The organism is Methanogenium marinum (assembly GCF_028912405.1).
In the GTDB taxonomy this organism is placed as follows: Archaea; Halobacteriota; Methanomicrobia; order Methanomicrobiales; family Methanomicrobiaceae; genus Methanogenium; species Methanogenium marinum.
Genome location: NZ_JAKELO010000002.1, coordinates 176,931 through 194,366, shown reverse-complemented (window position 1 = coordinate 194,366; position 17,436 = coordinate 176,931). Strand labels below are relative to the sequence as shown.

Sequence of the window (17,436 nt, the reverse complement as noted above, 5' to 3'; positions counted from 1 at the left end):
TGAGATGCTGGATGGGAGATATGTTTAATGCAATAAATTATTTCATAGAAATTATTTATGGCAACCATAACCGTTCATGATGATATTAAACAGGATCTTAAAAAAATCGGTAGGAAAGGAGAATCGTATAGCGATATCGTAAATCGGCTCATAATCTATTACTGCACAAAGATGCTGGATGCTGAACTGAATGATATTTTGGAGAATGAAGAATTCATTCCTTTAGATCTGGAAAAGGTTTGAAAAAGCATTCACTATTTTTTTATGGCTATAAATCGATTTTTGGGTCATAAGAGGGGTAGGTGAGCGTGTCTCCTGTTAAATATATAGCGTATATTCTCCATACAGACCGATTTTCTCTAATCCGTCCCACATAGGATGAACAGCAAATGAGGGAGTCCCCCCTCCCTGATTTGTCATATACAGGAGGGATGGGCAGGCGTCCCCCCTTGTTCCTTTGGTTATGGTGAAAGGAACAGAAGATAGAATGTGCCGGGGTCAGAAATGTGGAGAATTGTCTAGCTTAGATAATTATCTATCCCCATTGCATCATGGAAAATTCCTAATATATCAATCGAGCCATTATTTTTGATTAAATAGCCTATTCTGTAATGGCCATATAGTAATATGCGAATCTCCCCTGTTGATATGATTCTGTAACAATAACCCAGCTTTGGATATTCTTCGAGCATCTGAACCTTGTTATAGAGATCATTTATTATATTGTTTGCAGCTACCGGATTGTTCTCTGCAATATAATCATGGATATCCTGAAGCCATTCTATGGCCTCTTCTGTCCAATTTATTTCTGCCATGAATGGATCCGGGTTTTCATATCCTCGTTGGAGATTACCCTTCCAGCCTGTGAATCATTGAGTCCTCTTTCAATCATGCGTTCGAATAATAACTCACGCAGAATCTCTTCAAACGATGAATCATCAGGCTGTGAATGAATTATCTCTGTCATTTTTTCTTTAACTGACGGCATAAGTCATACCTGTATGTAGCAGAATATATCCAATCAATATGAATAAATGTATCTCTCTATTGAGGGCTCGTTTTATCCATTCTATTGTGAGATGCTCTGGGCGGACTGAACCGATTATCCCGATTTCGTCACACATATGCACGAATGAGGGACTCATACACCTCAACCGCGTGTTCCAGCTGGCTGACTCTCACCCGTTCGTTCTGGGCGTGCAGCAGATGAATCTCACCCGGGCCGTACTCGGCTGCCCGGAACCCGGCTGCCCGCAGGAACCGGGCGTCACTTGCTGCCCACTGGAGAATCGGGCGGGCGGGTTTCCTGTACACACCCTCAATTGCTGCCGAGAGCCGCTGCACCAGTGCCGTATCCGGTGACGTGCAGGTCGGTGCAGCGCAACTTTCTATACAGATTTCCGGGGAGAAGATGTCATTTGCTACTGCCGCAAGCACTGCATCAGGTGAGCATCCCCACGGCAGGCGCATATCCAGAGCGACCATGCACTCCTCGGCAACGATATTTGTCCCCTCGCCGCCGGTGATAACTCCCGGATTGCAGGTGATACGGGTGAGAAGACGGGCCACATCGGCGTCCGGGAATATCTGTGCAATTGCATCCTCGGAATTTCCTATCAGTTCGCTCATCATCTCTTCCGGGGCATACTCCTTTTCGGTAACCTTCATTATTCGCTGAATAAATGAGGAAGCTTTCACAATTGCGTTGACACCGGCAAACGGATAGAGGGAGCCATGTCCCGGTGTCCCCTGGAAGGTCGCCTGGAACCGGCAGAGCCCTTTCTGGCCCACCGATGGGTTTAGGCAGGGCGTTGGCTCTGCCACGAGACAATCGCACGGAATGATTGCTTTTTCCTGCAGCAGATACTGGACCCCGTCCACCCGGCCGTTCTCCTCGTCACAGACGAAGGCAACAGATATTGGCAGTTCATCACACCTGCTCCGTTTATCAGACCGGCTGCGTTCATCCGGCATACTCAGCCCACCTGGCCCAGTCTCTTTACCAGACCCGGACTGTTCATCCGGCTCATCCAGCACTCTCTCCAGCGCTGCAAGAACTGCTGCACACCCGCCCTTCATATCCGTTGAACCACGGCCCCAGACAAAACCGTCCTCAATCACGCCGGAGAAGGGGTCATGTGTCCACCCGTCAACCCCTGCCGGCACCACATCCAGGTGGCCGCAGAAAAGAAGTTCAGAATCACGTGGGCCTGCACAGACATTCCAGTGGCCCCCCGGATTCCGGGAGATGCGGGGGAGATATCCCAGACTCTCAAGAATGTCTGCGACATACTCCACCGCCACATCCGTTCGCCCCGGTGGGTTTTCCGTATTTATCCGGACAAGATCAGAACAGACCCGTGCGACATCCATCTTCTATACTCCTTAATACATTACTATCCCGTACTCCGGGATAAATTACACCTCTGTACGAATGATCATTAAAGAATTTTGGGTTCAAAGGTTTGTGATGCATATTTTGACTCTTCTTTGCATTTCAGCACTTTGAATCTCAGATCTGAACTCTGGATATCCCTCTGTTTTGTAGTATGAACAGCAAGGGAGGGGTGTCCCCTCCCTGCCGACCCACTCCCATGTGTGATGAGTCATACGGGAGAGGACTTGGGAAGTACTTCTCCTGTTCTGTTTTTATTCAGTTTTTGTTTTGCTTTAACACCGCAATTCACGAAAAATTGTAAATGAATAATTGTTTTTGGAAGAATTGGTGTGAGAATAATTTCTGTTGGGAATATTGCATGAACAGTAAGGGAGGGGTGCCCCCTCCCTGCCGAACCTCCCCCATGTGTGATGAGTCATACCGGAGAGGGGTTGGTGAGCAGCTCTCCTGTTCCGTCGGTGTTTTTGGGCAGTGATTCCAGAGAAAATTGCACCTTATTTCATCTCTTCTATTGGAGATGGTCGGAATTACAGCAACTCCATAAATTCATCTGTAGTCAATCCGGCTTCCCGGAGTATTGCCCGAAGTGTTCCTCGTGATATTTCATGATGATCCGGAACGGTAAGCGGCCTTTTTGCTGGATGACGAAGATGTATATGGCTTCCCTTCTGGTCATGTATGAAGTATCCATCTTTTGAAAATGCCTTAATCAATTGTTGTCCGGATATGACCGGAAGCTTCGCGCTCATACATTCACTGCAACAAAGGTTTCTGTCATTCCGTTTTCAGGCCTTAATGGGATTCCTTCTTCTGCAAGAGACTTTAAGTGCAGTTCGATTGCTTCTGCGATGTTTTTCTTTGCCTCTTCTTCTGTTCTCCCCTGGGAGATACATCCCGGAAGGGAAGGGACAGTTGCAGTAAACCATCCATCCTCATCTTTTTCAAGCAATATTCTAAACTGAATCATGGTTTATCCGGTCCTTTGTCTCTTGATTGAATACTACAGTCTTGCGATTTATTGTATATAAATGAATGGAGGATAATGTTCCGGGAAAAAAAGATGATTCATTATTTGTATGGGGATTGTTGCAGCATCCGATCCGACAATTCCCTGATGGGTTAACCCTCGTGATGAGATTCATCTCACAACGAAGGGCCGGAAGGCCCCTTTTACTCCCCGATAAACTCCTGATACAGGCGGCTAAGGGATGCCTCAGTATACAGACTCTTTAAAAATCCCTTGTCAAAGAACTCATCAACACAATTTGTGAAGAAACTGGCGGGCAGTGGTTTCAGTGCCGCAGGGTCCATCGCAATCCGGAACGAGCGGTAGGAAGCCTGATTCTCGGTGTCATAAATAGCCCTCCAGAGAGTGGGGAGAGTGTCAAACGTCTCGCGGTGGTTTGCCTTCAGCCAGTTGATAAAGGCAGGGAATTTCTCATTCTCTTCTTTTCTCTCCTCACCGATGCGCCACCTCATGTACTCCATACTCATGATATTTCTCATGGACTGGATGTTGTATCCCTGGATACAGAGCGTAAAGTCAAGATGGGCGATTGCGTCCTTAAAATAAAACCAGAACACCGGTTCAAAATCATTCGGTGACTGCAGAATCAGTGATTTGTCGTAGAGTTTCTGAAGAACAGGGATATATTCGTTTTTTTCAATCATAGTATCAGGTGGTGTTACACCTGAAATAAGCATTTGGAAGAGACTAACCTTCCATAGTAATCTGATTTTACCGTCCGTATTACTGTAATTCTCATGATAACAGTATTGCAGTTCTCATGTTGGCAGTATATTACCATTCTCACGTCAGCAGTATTGCAGTTCTCATGTTGGCAGTACTACTGTTCTTACACGCCAGCAGTACTGCAGTATTCTCCCGTCAGTGGTAATATGGCTCGCGAATCGAAACCGCCTCTCTAAACGCATCTTCAAGCTCTGCACCCCGCAGTCCTCTGATATCGACATGGTTATCGTTACGCATCAGACAGGGCTTCAAAGCTCCGTCTGAAGTCACCCGCAGGCGGTTGCAGAAGGCACAGAACTCCGTATTGTGCATCGGCCGGACAATCTCAATCTCCGCCCCTTCGAGACAGTACTTCTTCCGGTGGTGCATCCGCCGGGTGACAACCGTCTTTGCGGTACGCTGCAGTTCATCCTCAAGCCCGGTCAGTTCCATATGATATGGGCAGCTCCTGAACTCGTCCATCAGTTCAATAAACTGCAAAATAATGTGCTCACGTTTCGCGGCAAACTCAATGAAATCGGGAATTTCATCGTTATTGATGCCCTCCATCAGGACCACATTCAGCTTCACCGGTGTCAGCCCTGCTGCAATTGCCGCGTCAATCCCTGCCAGAACATCAGACAGACAATCCTTCCCGGCAACCTCCTTGTAGCGGTCATGCTGAAGTGAATCCAGACTGATATTTACCCGGGAGAGCCCGGCATCTTTCAAATCCTGCGCCACCCGCTCAAGAATCGTGCCGTTTGTGGTCATGGATACCTCCATCCCTTCCGGCACCAGGGAGACAATATCAACAAGATCCGTTCTCATCAGCGGTTCCCCGCCGGTGAGTTTGATACTGCGCATCTCAAAAAGCTTTGCAACACGCATAATCTCCCCGATATCTTCAACCGACATCAGCGATTTGGGTGCAACTTCGCCTTCTGCGTGGCAATAGATGCAGTTCAGATTACATTTCGGTGTAAGTGAAATGCGCAGGTTGGTGACCTGTCTCCCGTAGTTATCCTTCAGAATCATGCAATTTCCTTTTGAATCCTATTACTTTTATTGGGGTCAGACTATTGTCCTCTGGATTCTTATCCCCTGAATTCCGGCGTCCCTTGAATTTCTTTCCGATTATGTATACTTCAGTGCTTCCTTTTCGTGCTGCCTTCGATCGATACACCTTCACGCCAAAGAAATTCTCGCGCATTCTTTCCAGAATTTCGGGAAACATGTCCCCATGGAAGGTTTTTACCACAAAATTGCCACCGGGTTTTAAAAATTCATATACAAAATCACAAGCCTCCTCAGAGAGCCCGATTGAACGGGACTGATCGTAACTCTTGTTCCCGGAAAGATTTGGTGATGCATCACAGACGATGACATTGGCCTCACTTATATCGGCTCCACTCATAATCGACCGCACCTTCTCGTGCATAACCTTCGTGGTGAAATCCCCTGCTAATGAGATGACGCCATGAAGTGATGGCACCGGGTTCAAATCGATTCCAATGACCTGCCCTTCAGTGAGCTCATGGAGCACCTGGAGCCAGCTCCCTGGGGCGCACCCAAGATCAATCACATTGTCATTATCACGGATGACGTGGAACCGTTCCTGTATGTCGAGTAACTTGTAGGCCGCACGGGATCGGTATCCTTCAGCACGCGCCTTTCGGTAATAACTGTCTCTTCCCCACTGTGAACCCATAATCTAAAATCCTCTGCATGACGTTTTTATCATGCAAAAACCTACATATTAATAAAAATTATGCCGGTATAACTTATAATAGACTTTGTAAAGGGATAATAATGTTAAAAGCAGCAATTGATACAGATACCTTCAGGGAGACAATAGATGTCATCGCAGCACTCGTGACCGAGTGCCGAATGCATATCGGGGAAGACGGACTGAAGACGCGCGCAGTTGACACTGCGAATGTTGCCATGATCTCACTCGACCTCAGCAAAGAGGCGTTTTCGTCCTTTGTTGCGACAGAGTGTGACTTGGGAATTGATATAGCAAAGATGAAAAGCATCATCGGGATGATGGGAAAAGGAGACGAATTAACCCTTGAACTCCCCGAAGGTGGGAATAAAATGGAGATGGTCTTCTCCGGGTACCAGTATTCGGTCACCCTCCTCGATGGCAACACCATCCGAAAAGATCCCCAGTTGCCGAACATCGATTTGCCGGCAAAAATACGGATCTCCGGTGCGGCAATTAACGACGGCATCAAGGCAGCCTCTGTCATCTCAGACAAGATTGCACTGGGTGTGGACGCAGCATCAGGCATCTTCTACATGGAAGCAGAAGGCGACTCAGATCACATCCGTCTTGAGCGCGGTTCCGATATTCTCATATCACTCGAACCCTCAGACGTGCGGTCACTCTTCTCACTTGACTACCTCCGTGACATGGGCAAAGTGATGGCCCGTGCAGATGTTGTTGAAGTGCAGATTGGAAACGACCACCCAGTCAGGGTGTCCTTTGACTTCGCAGATGGTCATGGGCATGTTGATTTCCTCCTTGCTCCCCGCATTGAGGCAGATTGATGCGAAGGCTCGAGATACGAGACCTAGCAAAATATCCATTTTTAGCAGGAGCGAAGGCATACGTCCAGAGCTCCGGCATCTCAATTGATTCTCTTATTCGCAGTCATTCCGGGAAAGGGGAAGACCTGATGAAACTGGCAGGTGATCGTGTGAAGGCATCACTGCGCCCGGTTACCTTTGATGAAACCAATACTGAAATCACCCGTCCGGATGACGAGATCTATGCCTACGGCATCGCACGCATGCTTGCCTCATGCATGGACGACTCATCGGTGCTGGACAAACTCGCCCGGTATGAAGCAGGGCGTTCTGCCTATTATCTGAAAGCAGAAGACCCGGAGGTCGTTCTCTATGTCGCACGGGCAGTGGACCTTGACACCTCGTCGCCTGATATGACCGTGAAGCAGTATGTGGACCTTGTCTCACGCATGCGTGAACCCCGGTGGCGCCTTGTCAACCGCGATGTCAAAAACGGCCGGGTATTATGCCCGCAGGACGATTACGCTGTCCTCCTCAGGGAAAAAATTCGCCAGGTAATACGCCTGCAGCTCCCGCTTTCCGTCCCCGGCCCCATTGCGGTCCGTCTCAGGACGTACGCAGAAGATGTCTCCCACTCTTATCAGGAGATGATCCTTGAGCAGTATGGAGAAGTGAGTGAAGACTGCTTCCCGCCCTGCATCCGGGCCATCATTGCCGCTGTTACTGACGGAACCAATATCCCGCATACCGCACGGTTTACCCTGACCGCATTCATGCATACGATAGGTCTTGATGAGACTGCCATCGTCGAAGTGTTTTCCCGCGCGCCAGACTTTGACGTCTCACGCACCATGTATCAGGTAGAACACATATCCGGGTCTGGTGGGACGGAGTACACCCCTCCCGGGTGCGCCACGCTGAAGACCTATGGTCTCTGTGTCAACCCGGATAAATTCTGCAAAAATACGGCGCATCCGCTGAGTTACTACAAGTATCGGAAAAAAGTTGCAGGCAAAAAGACCTAGATGGTCTGTTTGCCGATGTAAAAGCCGCCGGCGCTCATGCTGGCGACAAAAAGGATGATTGCCGCGATATATGCGTATGATGTCGGAAGCACAGCGGGCAGAATAACAACTGCTGCAATCAGCACAATGAGGCTGGCGATGGCTGTAGCACTGTCAAGGACGACGCGATTCATTCAGATATATTCCCTGTTGTGACGTAAATGTCTATCCCTTCCCGTGATGCTTCACAGACTTTCAGTATTTCCGAATCGTCTGCGCCTGCCAACCCGGAGCAAGGGGGAAGGCTTGCCCCTCCCCCCTGCGACTCATCCAGTTTTGGGAGGGTCTGGCAGGGAGGAGCACCCTCCCTTGCCTTTGGGTTAGGCCTGTGAATTTCCAATATAAGGGGATCACAAAGACCCGACCATTTTTACCCCGTGCGCCGTAGACATATATCTCATGCAGACCCGGGAAGATGTGGCGCAAGCCCTGCAGGAGGCAGCAGCTATCATTGCAGCAGAGGCAGACCCGCGGTTAGTCCCGGAAGGAGGCATCCGGATGGGCTATGCCCTTCACGGGGCCACCACCCCAAACGACGTCTGTGCTGTGGACAATACCTCCGCTCATGTCCGCTTTGGCACAGACGCCGGTGTGGCGCGGCTCCTCCTCACCATTATCCGGCACGAAGGCTGCCTCCGGTCAGCAGCGGCCGTACGATGCACAACAGAAATCCTCCGGTGCATAACAGATGACCTTGCTCTGGATGGAGCTCCCTACCCCGATGCTCCGCCCGGTACCGGCACCATGGACTGGGGAGTGGAGTCATGCTGCAGGGACGGTGTGCCGGATGCCATCTATGGGCAGAAAACGGACAAAAAAGATCTCATCCTCTGGATTATCGCTGAAAATCCTGCAAATATAGCACGCAATATTATTATGCTCTCGGGTTGCATTAGTTATACCAGTTTATAGAGGAGTATCTGAATGGGAGTTAAACCATCTTACATTAAATCATTGGCACAGGAATTGATCGTAAAGCACGGCAAAAAATTCACCGGGAACTTTGATGAAAACAAGCTTGCTGTTTCTGAAGTTGCAATTATCGACAGCAAACGCATCAGGAACCGTGTAGCAGGCTACATCACGAGAAAGGTAAATAGAAGGACAGAAATATAATCCTTCTATGTTTGAGGGTGTTTATCCTGCACTTATCACTCCGTTTGAAGATACTCCCGATGCGGGCCTTGACCTATCCGGTCTTCGCGCGAACGTTGAGTATCTGATTGAAAACGGAGTACATGGGGTTGTGCCCTGTGGTTCAACCGGTGAGTCAGCAACCCTGACATTTGAAGAGCATGAGATTGTCATTGGAGAGACAATTGATGCTGTAAATGGCAGGGTGCCGGTTATTGCCGGTACTGGTTCGAATAATACCGCAGAAGCTCTGCGTTTTACCAAATCTGCATATGATCAGGGCGCAGATGCGGTTCTTGTTCTCTCTCCGTATTACAACAAACCAAACCGTTCCGGTCTTATTAAGCATTATACAAAGATTGCAGACGTAGGCGTCCCGGTCATCATCTATAATGTTCCTTCTCGTACGGGCCAGAACCTTGCACCTGACTTAATCACTGAACTGGCCGCACATCCCGACATTGTCGGTGTCAAAGAGGCAAGTGGTGACATTACTCAGATCTCACAGATTATCGAAGATACCCGTGATAAAGACTTCTCGGTTTTCTCCGGCGATGATGCAATGACGCTCCCTGTTCTTGCACTCGGCGGTGCCGGCGTGATTACCGTCACGGCAAACATTGAACCTGCGCGGTTTGTAGCCCTCTATGACCGCTTCCGTGCAGGGGACTATGCCGGCGCACAGGATATGCATTACGAACTATCTCCTCTGATACGTGCTCTTTTCATTGACACAAACCCAATCCCCGTCAAGCGGGCGGTTGGCATGCGTGGCATGGCAGCAGGTCCTCTGCGTCTGCCTCTGGACTGCATGACAGAGACTGCAGAAGCATACCTGAAGGAGGTGCTGTCCCGCTATGACTAGGATAGCTATCTGTGGTGCACTCGGACGCATGGGCACCACCATTGCAAATCTCATCAATGATGCAGATGATCTCACGTTTGCGGGCGGTGTTGACATCAGGGAAGGCACCCTTCTGGGGCAGCCGGTGTATCCGTCAACAGAAATAAACACATTTTTGCAGGAAATAAAACCTGACGTCCTCATTGACTTCACGATTGCCCATGCGGCAGTCGAAAATATCGTTGCAGGCGCTGCGGCAGGTGTCGCACTTGTCGTCGGCACAACCGGTTTTTCCCCGGAACAACGCTCACGCATCGACGAAGCAATCGAAGGCTCAGTCCCTGCGGTCATCTCCAGCAATTACAGTGTCGGCATGAACATCTTCTGGAGACTCGTCCGGGAGGCCGCGCAGCGTCTGGGGGACTATGACATCGAGGTGACAGAGGCTCACCACCGCTACAAGAAAGATGCGCCATCAGGTACTGCACGGACCATCCTTGAGATCATCGGGGAGGAGACGGGCAAGACAGAATGCATGTATGGAAGAGAGGGAATGACCGAGCGAAAAGATGAAATTGGGGTGCACGTCATTCGTGGCGGTGACATTGTCGGTGACCATACGGTTCTTTTTGCAGCAAACAACGAGACAATAGAGCTTTCCCACCGTGCTTATGATCGTGCGGTCTTTGCCCATGGTGTCATCCGGGCGGCCCGTTTTGTCACCGGAAAGGCTCCGGGTATCTACACAATGGACGATGTCCTTGGTCTCTGATATACCCAAAACCAATCGAACTCTTTTTATGGCTTTTCAGATAATGAGGATAGAGAGGATTATCAATGGTAGCAGTAGTAGATAAAGACAAATGTACAGGGTGTGAAACATGTGTTGACATCTGTCCCGCAGCAGCAATTGAAATGAAAGACGGAATTGCGTCCGTTGACGCAGATCTCTGTATTGACTGTGAATCCTGTGTGGATGAGTGCCCGGCTGAAGCCATCCGCATGGAGTAAACCAAACCTTTTATACTTCATTCAGCAATATTATAAAATATCTATGATTAATGTAGGTGTTCTCGGAGCTACGGGTGCCGTTGGCCAGAGGTTTGTACAGCTTCTTGCCAACCACCCGTGGTTCAGACTCACAACTCTTACTGCGTCGGATCGCAGTGCAGGAAAGCGGTATCAGGACGTTGTTAACTGGCGCCTTGATGTCCCGTTCCCGGAAGATGTTGGGAGTCTTGTTGTGGAACCGACGAATGTGTCGGCAGTGTCAGATCTGGATATTGTATTCTCTGCACTTCCTGCAGATATTGCAACCACTCTTGAGACAGATATTGCTGCTGCGGGTGTTGGTGTCTGCAGTAATGCATCTTCTCACCGGATGGACTGTAATGTGCCTCTTGTCGTCCCTGAGGTGAATCCTGATCATCTTGGACTCATCGACGTGCAGCGTGACAAAGGAACAGACGGCTTCATTGTTGCCAATCCGAATTGTTCAACAATTGTGCTCTGTCTCTCCCTTGCACCGCTCATGCCGTTTGGGTTTTCAAATCTCACGGTAGCAACGATGCAGGCAATTTCCGGCGCCGGGTTCCAGGGGATTCCCGCAATGGAAATTTATGACAATGTTGTTCCGTACATCGGGTCAGAAGAAGAGAAGATGGAGAATGAGCCACTGAAGATCATGGGGTCATTCGATGGGGCAGAAGTCAGGAATGCACCATTCCAGGTATCAGCAAGTTGTCACCGTGTGCCGGTCATTGACGGGCATACGATGGCTGTCTGGGCAGATACCAAGGCGCCGGTAGCAGATGTCATTGAAGCTTACCGGACGTACACTCCGCCTATATCGGGGCTTCCTCACCTTCCGTCCGAATCCGTCCATTATACCGACGAACCCAACCGGCCGCAACCGCGGTTGGACAGGAATCGTGGTGGGGGGATGACGGTATCTGTCGGAAGAATGCGTGAGGGCCTGCGGTATGTTGCAATGGGACATAACACCATACGGGGTGCTGCGGGTGCCTCTGTCTTAAATGCAGAGCTCATCGTCTCAAAGAAGTACGTATGAGGTGAACAGCAAATGAATAAGGATAACACAGTATTCGTCGGAAACAAACCAGTGATGAACTATGTACTGGCAGTCATTACTCAGTTCAACAATGGTGCGGAAGAGGTCTCGATAAAGGCACGGGGGAAGGCCATATCGCGGGCCGTTGATACTGCAGAAATTTCACTGAACAAGTTTCTGGATAATGTCACAAAACAGGAGATTATTACATCCACTGAAGTCATCGACACCGAAAGCGGGCAGACGAATGTCTCGAGTATTGAGATTCTTCTCAGACAGGGATAGATATTCTTCTCTTTTTTTCCGTGACCATAAAGGCTATTACTTTCTCTGACAGATTATAGGTAATATGAAACTGGTGCCGGTGATGCTCTGTTGTTGTATGCTCCTTATGGTGATCATACCGGCAGGTGCTGCGGAATCGAATCAGTACAGTTACATTACGGTCGAGGACTGTGTTATTCATCTGAATGATGAAGATGCGGTTATTGATCTCAATTATTCCATTGATGAGGGCATTGTGCTCCTGGTTCATCTTCTCGGAAAGTCTGATCTGAAACATAAACTGGGTGTTATAACCGGGTATCCGGATGCCCGGTATCAGACAATTGAAATGGATCACGCAACGATTCTTGTCAGTGATGTTTCTCAGGACTATGGCGAGGGTTCATACTGGTTCCCTGCCCATATGTTCGGGATTGAAATGCCTGGAGTGGCGCTCGTCTCTCCCCAGGTGGACCGTACCTATAATGCGACACAGTCCGTCCAGGGGATGGGCTACTTCGGCACAAAGGGCAACCAATAAATCTGTTTTTTTCTCTGTTAAAAAATTGCAGTGAAGGTATTTTTTTCCGACTGCAGAATGTCAATCGAAGTGTGCACGGTATCGGTAAAAAAAAATAGACAAAACGTTCGCAGAAACAACACATGCGTCGCTTTTTTTGTATGTTTATCTCTTCCCGTAATCAGAGTGAATGGGCAGGCATTCCTCATGTTCCTTTTATGATGGTTTTTCGTGTATTCCATGAGAAAAAAACAGGCGGACGAAAGGGAAAATGTGGAGAATAACCGGTATGAGAATAATGAGTTTTTATGCCTGAACTATTTTTTTTTTCAGCGAATGGCTAAAACGTGAATGCGTATCGGGCGGGCAGAATATGTTAAAAAAGGTAGATCTTCGCTAATCAGTGAGGGTGAATATCCGGGAAATTCTCCTTTGGTTAAGAACGGAAACAGAACTTTAGTATTCACAACAGTTACCAAAAACACAGAAAAAACAAGGGGAGGAAAATTCTTTTTGACAGGCACATACCCCTTTAAGTCCCGGTATGGTTTCTGATCCGGATGAAATATCCCATTAATGTCATATTCTCTGAACAAAAACGGGAGCAGGTGGGATACTTGCAGGGAGGGGGCACCCCTCCCTTGCTTTTCGATTTGGTTAAATGGATACCCACAGAAAACAGCGAAGAGCCAAAAAGGTATTAATGCCGGCTAAAGCGTTTTCCGTTTTTTTCTTTGATTTCCGGTGCGTACTTATCCATCTTCTGCAGCACCTTCTGGATGTAGACACCCACAAACGCCAGTATCAGGCCGCCGATGGTGGTAAACATCATGGTGCGTATCCCGTCCACACCATCAATCGGGAAGTCAATGGTAGTGGAGAGGGAGATGACATAGACTGATGCCCCGTAGGCAATGAGTCCGAGACCCATTACAAAGAACGGCAGCGTGATCGTACGCCCCAGTATTCGTGGTTCATTCTGAATCACATCCAGTATTTTACCAAGAAGGGCAATCAGGAAGGCAGCGGTGATGTAACCGACAGCACCGTAGACAAAGGTGAGGATATAAAAGAGCACTCCCGCATCTGCGGTATACCACGTGAGGAAACTTGAAAGTCCCATGACAATCCCCAGGATACTGATGAATATTGAGGTGATGTAACACACAAATGATATCCTGCCGCCAATAAATGATTCCTGTAATCCATGCAGGGCTAAACTGAAGTACTCGTCAATTCCCAGTCCCTTAAAGAGGAGATAGATACCCAGCACACCGACCACAATAAATACTGCGACCTCAGTACTCCCCAAAAGACTCCCGATGGCAAAGATGAGCATTACAAGTCCGATGGGCAACAGAATTGACTGAGCATGTTTTGGATCGTCAAGGAGCTTTTTGATGATATAATAGGTGCCCTCAAGGTTTGGCATCTGGTTGACAATCACCCGCTGGACGCTGGAGACTGACACCCGGGACTGAATAACCGGGAGGATATACTCATCCTCTGCACCGTCGGTGACGAGAATACATTCGGTGACTTCCATCTCCCAGACTATTTTTCTCAGGTCTTCGGCAATCTTGCGGTCACCGTCAATCAAGTTGTAGTGGTTGCCGGCAATCACTGCGATGCGGACGTCTTCGCCTTTCCGGCAACGCTCATCGTAGATTTTAACTCCCTGAAAAATGGCATTAACATCAGAATCCTCCGGGTCTTCCAACCCCAGGCGGGTGGCGGTGTTGAGACACTCGTCCCTCCCTGTAACCGGGCTCTGGATCCCAGCCTTAAAGCCGATATCATCATCTCTGTCAACACAGAGAATGAGCGTCCGGTTACCTGACATATATACTTAGAAGTCTATCCGTATCTATAAAAGTCTGATGACAGGACCCGAAAAAAAAGATTATATGAGTCGGGCACGCTGCAGAAGCAGAATGTCGTCTGTGGTAAGTTTTTCGCCGGCCCGGAACTGTGAGAAGACCAGTTCTGCTTCCTGACGAACAGCTTTCTGTTCTTTGTTGACCTTTGATTTCTTACCTTTCTTGCGGATTCCGCCTATCACTTTATCGTAGTCACGGAGTTCCTTCTGGCATGCAATAAACTGGTTGTGCTCAGCATCTGCAGCCTCCTGTGCCTCGACAAACTTCCGGTGACTTTCGTCTGCGGCTTCGCGTGACTTGTCAGCATTCCGGTAGCATTCGACCATCTGGTCGTGGTGCTGCTGGGCGAGTTCAGCCTTCTCGGTTACTGTTGCATGAAGTTCTGATGCTGCGCGGCGAAATTCACGTGCTTCCTGGAGCTTGGTGTGGATTTCCTTGTTCTGCTCAATCTCGACTTCCTGATCCTTGATCTGGGTCCTGAGCTGTTTGATCTGATCAATGAGTTCTCGCTCCTTGTCAGTGTTCATGACGCGAGTCTGCTGGTCCATCTCGAGCTTTTCGATTCTCTTCTGAACTTCCTTTATTTCACGGGAGTTGCTGATGGCGCCATGCTCTTTTTTGTACTCATCAATATCCTCGAAGAGCGCATTTGCTTTCTCATTGAGCTTGTTGCGTTCTACTTTGATTGTCTGAACTGCTTTGTTGTTCTCATCACGAAGCTCTTTGTGGTTCTGTGCTTCGTCAACATACTCGCGCGTTTGCCCGTTAAGTTGGTTTCTTTCACGTGCAAAGGTGCTTGCAGTAGCATTCAGTTCATTTCTGTTGTCTTTGTGCTGGTCAGAATCTGTCAGCATAGTCTTTCTTTTATCAATTAGTTCAGTCAACATGCTCTACCTTACCTTTTGTATTTAGGGCACAACAATTCATCTTCAACTGATCCGTGGGAAACATATGTACAGGATAATCTCCTGATGATAACCATTTCAAAAGAGTTCTTACGAAACCGATTTTGTTCATATGGCTGTTCATGATGTTCAACTCCTGTACCGCCTGCCCTGAAGACATGCATTCCCGGAACCAGTGATGGATTCACTGTAGTTCTTTAATATTGCATGGTTTCCTCATATTAATGTTCCGCAATATGATTCAGAATTGTATCGGAAAAAAAGCAGATTGGTTGCCTTCCCTGCATGGGGAAGGCAAATGTACCCCAATTGTATTGTGCGGGGATGTTTTTTTTGGGGATGATTTTTGTGGTTAGTTTGGCGAATGACTGGTAATGATAAATTGGATTTGATCAGCGGATGAAGTCAATCAGTCCGCCGCTGGTCTGTTCGCGGGCAACCTGGCGCCCGGAAGACCGTGTCAGGCCGGCGACATCTCCTCGTCCGACTGCCCGGGTCATGGGTGCTGCAGATGAGTTTGATATGTCATAGCTCTGGCCAAGAATTTGTGCGCTCTTCACGCCGGTCATGATTGCCATGACACGTACTTTACCCTCGAATTCTTTCCTGACGCGTGCTCCCCAGATTACATCCGCATGTGGGTCAAGTTCGTAGGTGAGTGAACTTGCAATCTCTTCTGCATCTGCAAGCGTCAGGTCACTGCCGCCGGTGATGTGAATGAGACTGCCGGTTGCGCCGCGGTAGTCAATGTCAAGGAGTGGGTGGTTCAGGCACTCATGAACGACATTCTCTGCTTTGTTCTGCTGTTTGCTCTCTCCGACAAGCATGACTGCAACACCGCCTTTTCCCATAATTGCGCGGACATCGGCGTAATCGATGTTGATGAGGGATGGTTCGGTGATGGTTTCAGAGATGCCTTTGACCGTCTCTGCGATGAGCTGGTCCATGACGGAAAACGCCTGTCCGAGGGGCAGGTTTGGCACAAAGTTCATGAGCCGGTTGTTGTCAAGGACAATGACAGAATCAGCTGCATTTGAAAGTGCTTCGAGTCCTTCCTCTGCTCTGAGGAGGCGGGCCTTCTCAACCTGGAAAGGGTAACTTACCATTGCAACGACAATGGCTCCCTGTTCTTTTGCAATCTGTGCGACAACTGGTGCGACGCCGGTTCCGGTTCCGCCCCCCATGCCTGCAGTAACAAAGCAAAGGTCTGCATCAGCGAGAAGTCCCTCAAGGGTGGTGCGGGCCATCTCTGCTGCACGCTTGCCGATATCCGGGAATCCACCGGCGCCAAGACCCTTGGTGAGTGACTTTCCGATAAGGACGCGCTTATCGGCCTGAATCATCTCAAGGTGCTGTTTATCTGTGTTAACAGCAATGGTCTCTGCACCACTGACTTTCATGTGATAGAGTCGGTTGATGGTGTTGTTTCCGGCACCGCCGCATCCGACGATGACAATACGTGGCTGTCCGATTAAGTCATCATCACCGATGACTTCACGGGCAATTTGCTTTTCCTGCTCGGCATTCTTCAATGCTTCCTTAATAATATTCTGCATCCAAAACCTCCTGGGTCTGATAAAATTTCTCGTACGTGCGAGGGACAGAATAGGAATGATTTACAATGGACTGCATCAGGCTCTCAACTTCCTGAAGGCCGTTCGCGATAACTCTCTCCGGATAAAAATCATTATACCGGTCATACAGTTTTTGTTCCATTGTATTTCCCCCCCTTCCTAGACCTCAAACGAGATCTGTTCACTGTCTCTCAGAACACGGTTCGCTTTCTTTTCAATGAGTTCCCGCACCGCATATCTCACCGCTTCAGATACTGTCGGAAACTCCCCTGCTTCAACAAGCTTCTCCAGCATGGCGACCTGTTGGGGGGGTAAACGAATTGTGATGCGTTCCATCATTTGAATCTCCAGTGTCTGACATTTGACAGCTTCATGTCATCCATGCGTCTGACACAAAGGTGCTCTATGACAGACTTTTTTCAGACAATACAAACATGGATAATTGCAGTATATATGATTTGTGAATTGATGTGGCTCATCCTACGATTTCCAACAGGTGTCCAAATGTTCAATTA

General features: G+C 48.6%; 25 protein-coding genes. 12 read left to right on the top strand and 13 right to left on the bottom strand.

The genetic code is table 11. The features are described 5' to 3' along the window. Positions 1 to 57 precede the first annotated feature (57 nt). A complete protein-coding gene (locus tag L0665_RS01350) occupies positions 58 to 243 on the top strand; it encodes a DUF7557 family protein (protein ID WP_274923930.1) in 186 nt (61 codons plus the stop codon). Between the two features lie 275 nt (positions 244 to 518). Here L0665_RS01350 and L0665_RS01345 read toward each other — a convergent pair whose 3' ends face one another. The 7 genes from L0665_RS01345 to L0665_RS01315 form a co-directional block, all read right to left on the bottom strand. Further along, complete coding sequence (locus L0665_RS01345) at positions 519 to 815, bottom strand: type II toxin-antitoxin system RelE/ParE family toxin (RefSeq protein ID WP_274923929.1); 297 nt, start codon at positions 813 to 815, stop codon at positions 519 to 521. Positions 816 to 1,116: 301 nt separating this feature from the next. Continuing rightward, positions 1,117 to 2,373: a M20 family metallopeptidase gene (locus L0665_RS01340; protein ID WP_274923928.1), complete on the bottom strand. Its 1,257-nt coding sequence runs from the start codon at positions 2,371 to 2,373 to the stop codon at positions 1,117 to 1,119. A gap of 552 nt (positions 2,374 to 2,925) precedes the next feature. Continuing rightward, positions 2,926 to 3,147 (bottom strand): type II toxin-antitoxin system HicA family toxin, encoded by a 222-nt coding sequence (locus L0665_RS01335; protein WP_274923927.1) that lies wholly within the window; start codon positions 3,145 to 3,147, stop codon positions 2,926 to 2,928. Then, entirely contained in the window at positions 3,144 to 3,365 is a 222-nt protein-coding gene (locus tag L0665_RS01330; RefSeq protein ID WP_274923926.1) for a type II toxin-antitoxin system HicB family antitoxin, read from the bottom strand. The genes L0665_RS01335 and L0665_RS01330 overlap by 4 nt, the downstream gene beginning before the upstream one ends. Before the next feature lie 203 nt (positions 3,366 to 3,568). Next, the gene (locus L0665_RS01325; protein ID WP_274923925.1) at positions 3,569 to 4,069 is read right to left on the bottom strand and encodes a hypothetical protein; all 501 of its coding nucleotides are present in this window, start codon (positions 4,067 to 4,069) and stop codon (positions 3,569 to 3,571) included. 217 nt (positions 4,070 to 4,286) lie between these two features. Beyond that, on the bottom strand, positions 4,287 to 5,168 hold the full coding sequence (gene moaA, locus L0665_RS01320; RefSeq protein ID WP_274923924.1) for a GTP 3',8-cyclase MoaA: 882 nt from the start codon (positions 5,166 to 5,168) through the stop codon (positions 4,287 to 4,289). Next, positions 5,152 to 5,841 (bottom strand): RlmE family RNA methyltransferase, encoded by a 690-nt coding sequence (locus tag L0665_RS01315; protein ID WP_274923923.1) that lies wholly within the window; start codon positions 5,839 to 5,841, stop codon positions 5,152 to 5,154. The genes moaA and L0665_RS01315 overlap by 17 nt, the downstream gene beginning before the upstream one ends. A gap of 101 nt (positions 5,842 to 5,942) precedes the next feature. Here L0665_RS01315 and L0665_RS01310 point away from each other — a divergent pair, with 101 nt between their 5' ends. Together L0665_RS01310 and L0665_RS01305 are read left to right on the top strand one after the other, a co-directional pair. Next, positions 5,943 to 6,686 carry a DNA polymerase sliding clamp gene (locus tag L0665_RS01310; protein ID WP_274923922.1) on the top strand — a complete coding sequence of 248 codons (744 nt, stop codon included), beginning with the start codon at positions 5,943 to 5,945 and terminating at the stop codon, positions 6,684 to 6,686. After that, a complete protein-coding gene (locus L0665_RS01305) occupies positions 6,686 to 7,690 on the top strand; it encodes a DNA primase large subunit PriL (RefSeq protein WP_274923921.1) in 1,005 nt (334 codons plus the stop codon). Before L0665_RS01310 ends, L0665_RS01305 begins: the two co-directional genes overlap by 1 nt. On the opposite strand, the gene L0665_RS01300 is transcribed toward L0665_RS01305, so the two are convergent. After that, entirely contained in the window at positions 7,687 to 7,863 is a 177-nt protein-coding gene (locus tag L0665_RS01300) for a hypothetical protein (RefSeq protein WP_274923920.1), read from the bottom strand. The two genes, L0665_RS01305 and L0665_RS01300, sit on opposite strands and share 4 nt — an antisense overlap. A 265-nt stretch (positions 7,864 to 8,128) precedes the next feature. Here L0665_RS01300 and L0665_RS01295 point away from each other — a divergent pair, with 265 nt between their 5' ends. From L0665_RS01295 to L0665_RS01255, 9 genes are all read left to right on the top strand, one after another. Further along, positions 8,129 to 8,641, top strand: coding sequence for a thiamine-phosphate synthase family protein (locus tag L0665_RS01295; protein ID WP_274923919.1), 513 nt, complete (start codon positions 8,129 to 8,131; stop codon positions 8,639 to 8,641). A 12-nt stretch (positions 8,642 to 8,653) separates the two neighbouring features. Then, entirely contained in the window at positions 8,654 to 8,845 is a 192-nt protein-coding gene (locus L0665_RS01290; RefSeq protein WP_274923918.1) for a 30S ribosomal protein S17e, read from the top strand. Positions 8,846 to 8,852: 7 nt separating this feature from the next. Next, a complete protein-coding gene (gene dapA / locus L0665_RS01285; RefSeq protein WP_274923917.1) occupies positions 8,853 to 9,728 on the top strand; it encodes a 4-hydroxy-tetrahydrodipicolinate synthase in 876 nt (291 codons plus the stop codon). Further along, positions 9,721 to 10,479, top strand: a complete 759-nt coding sequence (gene dapB, locus L0665_RS01280; RefSeq protein WP_274923916.1) for a 4-hydroxy-tetrahydrodipicolinate reductase — start codon at positions 9,721 to 9,723, stop codon at positions 10,477 to 10,479. Before dapA ends, dapB begins: the two co-directional genes overlap by 8 nt. A 65-nt stretch (positions 10,480 to 10,544) precedes the next feature. Continuing rightward, positions 10,545 to 10,718 carry an indolepyruvate ferredoxin oxidoreductase subunit alpha gene (locus tag L0665_RS01275; RefSeq protein ID WP_274923915.1) on the top strand — a complete coding sequence of 58 codons (174 nt, stop codon included), beginning with the start codon at positions 10,545 to 10,547 and terminating at the stop codon, positions 10,716 to 10,718. A gap of 43 nt (positions 10,719 to 10,761) precedes the next feature. Further along, positions 10,762 to 11,778 (top strand): aspartate-semialdehyde dehydrogenase, encoded by a 1,017-nt coding sequence (asd, locus tag L0665_RS01270; RefSeq protein WP_274923914.1) that lies wholly within the window; start codon positions 10,762 to 10,764, stop codon positions 11,776 to 11,778. A 12-nt stretch (positions 11,779 to 11,790) separates the two neighbouring features. Continuing rightward, positions 11,791 to 12,063, top strand: coding sequence for a DNA-binding protein Alba (gene albA / locus L0665_RS01265; RefSeq protein ID WP_274923913.1), 273 nt, complete (start codon positions 11,791 to 11,793; stop codon positions 12,061 to 12,063). A gap of 64 nt (positions 12,064 to 12,127) precedes the next feature. Beyond that, positions 12,128 to 12,583, top strand: a complete 456-nt coding sequence (locus tag L0665_RS01260) for a hypothetical protein (RefSeq protein ID WP_274923912.1) — start codon at positions 12,128 to 12,130, stop codon at positions 12,581 to 12,583. Between the two features lie 330 nt (positions 12,584 to 12,913). After that, positions 12,914 to 13,117, top strand: a complete 204-nt coding sequence (locus tag L0665_RS01255) for a hypothetical protein (protein WP_274923911.1) — start codon at positions 12,914 to 12,916, stop codon at positions 13,115 to 13,117. A 145-nt stretch (positions 13,118 to 13,262) separates the two neighbouring features. Here the strand turns inward: L0665_RS01255 and L0665_RS01250 are convergent, their stop codons facing one another. The 5 genes from L0665_RS01250 to L0665_RS01230 form a co-directional block, all read right to left on the bottom strand. Continuing rightward, complete coding sequence (locus tag L0665_RS01250; RefSeq protein WP_274923910.1) at positions 13,263 to 14,405, bottom strand: DUF373 family protein; 1,143 nt, start codon at positions 14,403 to 14,405, stop codon at positions 13,263 to 13,265. Between the two features lie 60 nt (positions 14,406 to 14,465). After that, on the bottom strand, positions 14,466 to 15,329 hold the full coding sequence (locus tag L0665_RS01245) for a coiled-coil protein (protein ID WP_274923909.1): 864 nt from the start codon (positions 15,327 to 15,329) through the stop codon (positions 14,466 to 14,468). A gap of 410 nt (positions 15,330 to 15,739) precedes the next feature. Beyond that, the gene (gene ftsZ, locus L0665_RS01240) at positions 15,740 to 16,903 is read right to left on the bottom strand and encodes a cell division protein FtsZ (protein ID WP_274923908.1); all 1,164 of its coding nucleotides are present in this window, start codon (positions 16,901 to 16,903) and stop codon (positions 15,740 to 15,742) included. Further along, entirely contained in the window at positions 16,887 to 17,063 is a 177-nt protein-coding gene (locus L0665_RS01235) for a hypothetical protein (protein WP_274923907.1), read from the bottom strand. Before L0665_RS01235 ends, ftsZ begins: the two co-directional genes overlap by 17 nt. Before the next feature lie 17 nt (positions 17,064 to 17,080). Further along, on the bottom strand, positions 17,081 to 17,260 hold the full coding sequence (locus L0665_RS01230) for a ribbon-helix-helix domain-containing protein (RefSeq protein ID WP_268186088.1): 180 nt from the start codon (positions 17,258 to 17,260) through the stop codon (positions 17,081 to 17,083). Positions 17,261 to 17,436 lie beyond the last annotated feature (176 nt).

Bases quoted from the DNA above. Each gene is read 5' to 3' on its own strand.
- L0665_RS01335 (WP_274923927.1), bottom strand. From the start codon at position 3,147: ATGAGCGCGAAGCTTCCGGTCATATCCGGACAACAATTGATTAAGGCA.
- L0665_RS01315 (WP_274923923.1), bottom strand. From the start codon at position 5,841: ATGGGTTCACAGTGGGGAAGAGACAGTTATTACCGAAAGGCGCGTGCT.
- asd (WP_274923914.1), top strand. From the start codon at position 10,762: ATGATTAATGTAGGTGTTCTCGGAGCTACGGGTGCCGTTGGCCAGAGG.
- moaA (WP_274923924.1), bottom strand. From the start codon at position 5,168: ATGATTCTGAAGGATAACTACGGGAGACAGGTCACCAACCTGCGCATT.
- dapA (WP_274923917.1), top strand. From the start codon at position 8,853: ATGTTTGAGGGTGTTTATCCTGCACTTATCACTCCGTTTGAAGATACT.
- L0665_RS01310 (WP_274923922.1), top strand. From the start codon at position 5,943: ATGTTAAAAGCAGCAATTGATACAGATACCTTCAGGGAGACAATAGAT.
- L0665_RS01250 (WP_274923910.1), bottom strand. From the start codon at position 14,405: ATGTCAGGTAACCGGACGCTCATTCTCTGTGTTGACAGAGATGATGAT.
- albA (WP_274923913.1), top strand. From the start codon at position 11,791: ATGAATAAGGATAACACAGTATTCGTCGGAAACAAACCAGTGATGAAC.
- L0665_RS01245 (WP_274923909.1), bottom strand. From the start codon at position 15,329: ATGTTGACTGAACTAATTGATAAAAGAAAGACTATGCTGACAGATTCT.
- L0665_RS01295 (WP_274923919.1), top strand. From the start codon at position 8,129: ATGCAGACCCGGGAAGATGTGGCGCAAGCCCTGCAGGAGGCAGCAGCT.
- L0665_RS01255 (WP_274923911.1), top strand. From the start codon at position 12,914: ATGCGTATCGGGCGGGCAGAATATGTTAAAAAAGGTAGATCTTCGCTA.
- L0665_RS01340 (WP_274923928.1), bottom strand. From the start codon at position 2,373: ATGGATGTCGCACGGGTCTGTTCTGATCTTGTCCGGATAAATACGGAA.
- L0665_RS01300 (WP_274923920.1), bottom strand. From the start codon at position 7,863: ATGAATCGCGTCGTCCTTGACAGTGCTACAGCCATCGCCAGCCTCATT.
- L0665_RS01330 (WP_274923926.1), bottom strand. From the start codon at position 3,365: ATGATTCAGTTTAGAATATTGCTTGAAAAAGATGAGGATGGATGGTTT.
- L0665_RS01290 (WP_274923918.1), top strand. From the start codon at position 8,654: ATGGGAGTTAAACCATCTTACATTAAATCATTGGCACAGGAATTGATC.
- L0665_RS01230 (WP_268186088.1), bottom strand. From the start codon at position 17,260: ATGATGGAACGCATCACAATTCGTTTACCCCCCCAACAGGTCGCCATG.
- dapB (WP_274923916.1), top strand. From the start codon at position 9,721: ATGACTAGGATAGCTATCTGTGGTGCACTCGGACGCATGGGCACCACC.
- L0665_RS01275 (WP_274923915.1), top strand. From the start codon at position 10,545: ATGGTAGCAGTAGTAGATAAAGACAAATGTACAGGGTGTGAAACATGT.
- ftsZ (WP_274923908.1), bottom strand. From the start codon at position 16,903: ATGCAGAATATTATTAAGGAAGCATTGAAGAATGCCGAGCAGGAAAAG.
- L0665_RS01345 (WP_274923929.1), bottom strand. From the start codon at position 815: ATGGCAGAAATAAATTGGACAGAAGAGGCCATAGAATGGCTTCAGGAT.
- L0665_RS01350 (WP_274923930.1), top strand. From the start codon at position 58: ATGGCAACCATAACCGTTCATGATGATATTAAACAGGATCTTAAAAAA.
- L0665_RS01325 (WP_274923925.1), bottom strand. From the start codon at position 4,069: ATGATTGAAAAAAACGAATATATCCCTGTTCTTCAGAAACTCTACGAC.
- L0665_RS01235 (WP_274923907.1), bottom strand. From the start codon at position 17,063: ATGGAACAAAAACTGTATGACCGGTATAATGATTTTTATCCGGAGAGA.
- L0665_RS01260 (WP_274923912.1), top strand. From the start codon at position 12,128: ATGAAACTGGTGCCGGTGATGCTCTGTTGTTGTATGCTCCTTATGGTG.
- L0665_RS01305 (WP_274923921.1), top strand. From the start codon at position 6,686: ATGCGAAGGCTCGAGATACGAGACCTAGCAAAATATCCATTTTTAGCA.